This window comes from Streptomyces fuscigenes (assembly GCF_021556455.1).
Lineage (GTDB): Bacteria > Actinomycetota > Actinomycetes > Streptomycetales > Streptomycetaceae > Streptomyces > Streptomyces fuscigenes.
Map to the genome: position 1 here is coordinate 1 of NZ_JAKGCV010000421.1, position 4,751 is coordinate 4,751.

Sequence of the window (4,751 nt, forward strand, 5' to 3'; positions counted from 1 at the left end):
GCGACGCGCGGACGGCGGCAGCCGACCGCCCCCGGCCCGCCGCCGGCCGGGCGGGTGCGCGGGGTCAGGTCAGGACGCGCACCGGGCTGCCCGCCGCCCAGGCCGCGATGTCCTCGACCGCGTCGCGGTAGAACACCTCGTACGTGTCGCGCGTGACGTAGCCGACGTGCGGCGTGAGGAGCGCGTTGTCCAGCGCGCGCAACGGGTGGCGCTCGGCGAGCGGCTCCTCGTCGAAGACGTCGAGGGCGGCGCCGCCGATGCGCCGCTCGCGCAGGGCCGCCAGCAGCGCGTACTCGTCGACGATCGGCCCGCGCGAGGTGTTCACCAGCAGCGCCGTGGGCTTCATGAGCGCCAGTTCGTGCGCGCCCACCAGGCCCCTGCTGCGCTCGCTCAGCACCAGGTGCACGGACACCACGTCGGACCGGGTGAACAGTTCGTCCTTGGTGACCGCCTTGACGCCGTGCTCCGCGGCGCGTTCCGGCGTCAGGTTCTGGCTCCAGGCGACCGTCTCCATCCCGAAGGCCTGCCCGATCGCCGCGACGCGCGCGCCCAGCCGGCCGAGGCCGAGGAGACCGAGCGTGCGGCCGTTCAGGTCGCCGCCCACACCCGTCTGCCAGCCGCCGCTGCGCACGGACCGGTTCTCCGCCGGCACGTTGCGCACGGCCGCCAGGATCAGCGCCCAGGTCAGCTCGGCGGTCGGGGCCGACGCGTAGCCCGTGCAGGAGACGGTGATCCCGAGCTCGCCGGCCGCGGTGACGTCGATGGACCGGTTGCGGGCGCCCGTGGTGACGAGCAGCCGCAGGTCGGTCAGCCGGCGCAGGACGGCGGCCGGGAACGGGGTGCGCTCGCGCATCGCCACGGCCACGTCGAACCCGGCCAGTTCGCGCACGAGCGTGTCCTCGTCGGCGAACGGCTCGTGGAACACCCGGATCTCCGCGTCGAGGGAGCCCCAGTCTCCGAAGCCGAGCGCGACGTGCTGGTAGTCGTCCAGAATTGCGATCCTCATGGGCCTGAAACTACTCGCCGGCGCAGGGGGCGCGGGGGCGAGGGCCCCTGTCCCCTCCGTCACACCGCGGCGATGACGCGGGGACCGCGGCGGGCACCGGAGGGGCCCGGGACCGGCCCGTGGCGGGCGGTGGAGCGCCCGCACGGCCGGCTCGACGCGTGCGGACGCCGCCCGTCGAAGGAGTGAGCACCGCGCCGCGCCCGGCGCGGTCAGCTCACCGCGTGGTGCCACACCGCCCACAGGCCGTAGAGCGCGAAGGCCACCCCCGCGGCGCCGAGCGCGTACGAGACCACCGGGTGCGCGCCCTTGCGCACCGCGTAGCGCGGGTAGACCGCGAACACCATCAACTGGCTGAGCCACAGCGCGAACAGCGACGGCTTGATCAGGCTGTCGTAGAACGCGTCCGGGTCGATCAGACTGACCGGGCCCGCCACCACCAGCGCCGCCGCGAGCCAGGCCGTCCCCCTGCGCAGCGACAGCCGCGTGGCGGCGGTGAGCAGCCTGCTGAGCGCGAGGAACTCGACCAGCATCACACCGACCACACTGACCGCGACGCCCACTCCGACGGCGACCGCGAGGCCGTGCCCGGCGAAGACGCGCACCAGGGACATGCCCGGGATGGGCGCCCGCAGGAACGCGGGGTCGGCGGCGAGCGGGAACACCGCCACGATCACACCGGCCGCGACCAGCAGATAGCCCGCCACCAGCCCCCGGCGCACCGTGCGGGTGCGCGGTGCCACCACCTCGCCGCCGAGGAACAGCGGCAGGCTCCCGCACACGTACAGCAGCGCGGTCCCGCCGACGGAGGTGGCCAGCGGCCCGGCGGGTGCGCCGGTGCCGAACGACGCGAGCGGGGCGGCGTGGTGGACGGCGACCCCGTCGAGGATCGCGACCAGCACCAGCTGTCCCGCGGCGATCACACCGGTCGTGATCAGTGCGACCGCGCGGCCCGCGAGCATCACCGCCGCCAGGAACAGCGGGATCGCGATCTCCAGGGCGCTCTGGTACGGCTTCACCTGGGGCAGGACGGCGGGCAGTGTGTCGTGGACGACCGAGCCCGTGGTGTCGAGCAGGTACAGCACGTAGCTGACGATCCAGATGCCCGCCTGCACCTGCGCGACGCGCCGCCCGGCCGCCGCCTCCACGAAGGCGAACTGCCCGCCGGCGGACGCGATGTCACGCGAGTAGCGCAGCCAGATCGCCAGCGGGAACCCGAAGACGACGGCCGCCGCGAGCACCGAAAGGCCCGCGGAGCCGCCCGCGTCGGCGACGATCGAGGGCGCGTAGAGCGCGGCGAGCGCGAGCGGGCCGCCGAGCGAGGCGACGGTGACGCCGAGGAAGGCCCAGGGGCCCACCGTGCGGCGCAGCCCGGTGTCCGGATCGGTGTCCGGCGCCGCGGCCGGCCCGGCGCCGGCCGCCGGGACGGCCGCGGCCGACGTCACGACCAGCCGCCGCCCGCGTCGGAGCCGCTGCCGCCGCCGTCGTTCGCCGTGGGCGAGGCCGTCTTCGTGATCTGCTTGCCGTCGGGGCCGACGAGCCACCACTTGGCGCCGAAGCCGTCGACGCCCTGGCCCTTGGTGTCGCCCGCGGCGGAGTCGCCCGCGAAGTAGTAGAGCGGGTGGCCCGCGTAGGCGACCTGCGACGTGCCGTCGGACCGCTTGACGACGGACAGCTTGCCCGCCGTGACGCCCGGTCCGGCCTTCGGCGCGGCGTCCGCCGTCACGGGGGGCCAGGCGGCGGCGCAGTCGCCGTCGCAGGTCGACTTCCCCGAGGTGTCCTGCGCGAACAGGTAGATGGTCTTGCCGGCGTTGTCGGTCAGGTAGCTGCCCATGTCGCCGCTCTTGGTGCCGATGCTCGACACGGCCGCCGTGCCGGCGCCGCCGGCGCTCGAGCCGGACGCGGCGGGCGCGCTCGCACTGCTGCTGGCACCGCCGCCGCTCGCGGGCGAACTCGCCGAGCCGGAGGCCGAGTCGGAGCCGCCGCCGCAGGCGGCCGCGAACGCGGCCACGGCCGCGAGCGAGAGGCCGAGGCCCGCGGTGGACGAGATCCGCCGCTTCCTGTTCCCACGCGTTGTCGTCGTACCGTTCATCGAAGTTGTCCCCTCACGAGACGTGCGGGGGAGCTGCACACGGCCCTGCCGGCCGGGGCTCCCGGTGCGCCGCGCCCTCCCCGTGGCGGGAACCGGGGCCGGTCGGCGCGTCCTGTCCCTCACTACGTGGCGGCCTCCGGCGAACACTCAACCGCCGCCGTGTGGCGTGGGTCACACGACGGCGGCATGGAGTGCCCGACGACGGGCGTGACCTGCGGTCGCCTGCCGGGCTCGCACGGGCACCGCGGGCCGGGCCCGCCCGGGGACCGCGGACCGGGCCCGCGCGTGCGGGCCCGGCGCGCGGGACTCAGCCCGTGAGGTCGCCCTCCCGTTCGTTGACGGCGGCGTAGTGCCGCAGCTTGTCCTCGTCGACCCGCACGCCGAGACCGGGGCCGGTCGGCACGCGCAGCCGGCCGTCGGCCAGGTCGAGGGGCTCGATGATGTCGTCGGAGTGCAGGTAGTACATGGAGTCGATGGCGCGCGAGAGGACGGGGGTGCTCGCGACGACGGCGAGGTGCGCGGCGGTGGCGATGCCGAGTTCGCCGCCGCTGTGCAGGTTCATGCCGAGGCCGAACGTCTCGCAGTGGCCGGCCAGGGCCTTGGTCGCCGCGATGCCGCCCCACTTGTAGACGTCACCGTGGATGACGTCGACCGCGTTGAGCCGCATCGCCGGGGCGAAGTCCTCGAAGCGCACGACGCACATGTTGGTGCACAGCGGTATGCGGACGCGGGCGTGGACCTGGCTCATGCCCTCGATGCCGGTGCACGGGTCCTCCAGGTACTCCAGGTCCAATTCCTCCAGAGCGATCCCGGCCCGCACCGAATCCGGCACGGACCAGGCCGCGTTCGGGTCCACCCGCAGGTCGACGGCGGGCAGGGCGGCGCGCAGCGCGCGCAGGATCGCGACGTCGCCGTCCACGTCGGTGGTGCCCTTGAGCTTGACCGCCCGGAAGCCGCCCTCGGCGACGACGCGCGCCGCGTGGTCGGCGAGCGCGCCCGGCAGCGCCTCGCGGCTCGCGCCGGGGGCGTCGGCGCGCGTGATGAGGGCCGTGATGGGCACCTCGTCGCGCACCGGCCCGCCGAGCAGGTCGGTCAGGGACTGCCCGGTGGCCTTGCCCATGGCGTCCCAGCAGGCGACGTCGAGCGCGGCGATGGCGGCATAGCCGAGGTAGCCGTAGAAGAAGGGCACCATGTGCTGCTTGCGGTGGAACGCCTCCAGCGCGAAGGGGCTGGTGCCGATGAGGTCCTTCGCGAGGGACCGCACGATCGCGGCGACCGGCCGCCCCCACATGGTCTCGCCCCAGCCCTCCACACCGTCGTCGGTGCGCACCCGCACCACCGTGCGGGTCTCCCCCGTCTTGGTCTCGAAGGAACTCGTGAAGGGGTTGACCAGCGGGAGGTTGACCACCTGCACGTCGACGTCTGTGATCTTCATTCTTCTCCTCGGGGTGCTCGGGGTGCTCGGGGCCGCTCGGAACGCGGAAGCTCGGAACGCGGAAGCTCGGAACGCGGGGTGCGCCGAGTGTTCGGGTGGTCAGGTGGCGGCGGACGCGGCGGGCCCGGACGCGGCCTCGGGGCGGGTGGCGGCGTCGAAGGCCCGCAGGGCCCGGGCCAGCCCCAGCGCGCGGACGTCGAGCAGCCGGCGCCCCGCCGCCC

Annotated in this window: 4 protein-coding genes; all 4 read right to left on the reverse strand. The window is 74.9% G+C overall.

Going from position 1 to position 4,751, the window contains the following annotated elements:
• Window positions 1–64 precede the first annotated feature (64 nt).
• Complete coding sequence (locus L1885_RS23745; RefSeq protein WP_235799211.1) at window positions 65–1,006, reverse strand: D-2-hydroxyacid dehydrogenase family protein; 942 nt, start codon at window positions 1,004–1,006, stop codon at window positions 65–67.
• A gap of 209 nt (window positions 1,007–1,215) precedes the next feature.
• Window positions 1,216–2,448, reverse strand: coding sequence for an APC family permease (locus L1885_RS23750; protein ID WP_235799212.1), 1,233 nt, complete (start codon window positions 2,446–2,448; stop codon window positions 1,216–1,218).
• Entirely contained in the window at window positions 2,445–3,095 is a 651-nt protein-coding gene (locus L1885_RS23755; RefSeq protein ID WP_235799213.1) for a COG4315 family predicted lipoprotein, read from the reverse strand. Before L1885_RS23755 ends, L1885_RS23750 begins: the two co-directional genes overlap by 4 nt.
• A gap of 307 nt (window positions 3,096–3,402) precedes the next feature.
• The gene (locus tag L1885_RS23760; protein ID WP_235799214.1) at window positions 3,403–4,530 is read right to left on the reverse strand and encodes a mandelate racemase/muconate lactonizing enzyme family protein; all 1,128 of its coding nucleotides are present in this window, start codon (window positions 4,528–4,530) and stop codon (window positions 3,403–3,405) included.
• Window positions 4,531–4,751: the final 221 nt, after the last annotated feature.

Excerpts from the sequence above, each read along its gene's own strand:
- L1885_RS23745 (WP_235799211.1), bottom strand. The coding sequence starts at position 1,006 with ATGAGGATCGCAATTCTGGACGACTACCAGCACGTCGCGCTCGGCTTC.
- L1885_RS23755 (WP_235799213.1), bottom strand. The coding sequence starts at position 3,095 with ATGAACGGTACGACGACAACGCGTGGGAACAGGAAGCGGCGGATCTCG.
- L1885_RS23760 (WP_235799214.1), bottom strand. The coding sequence starts at position 4,530 with ATGAAGATCACAGACGTCGACGTGCAGGTGGTCAACCTCCCGCTGGTC.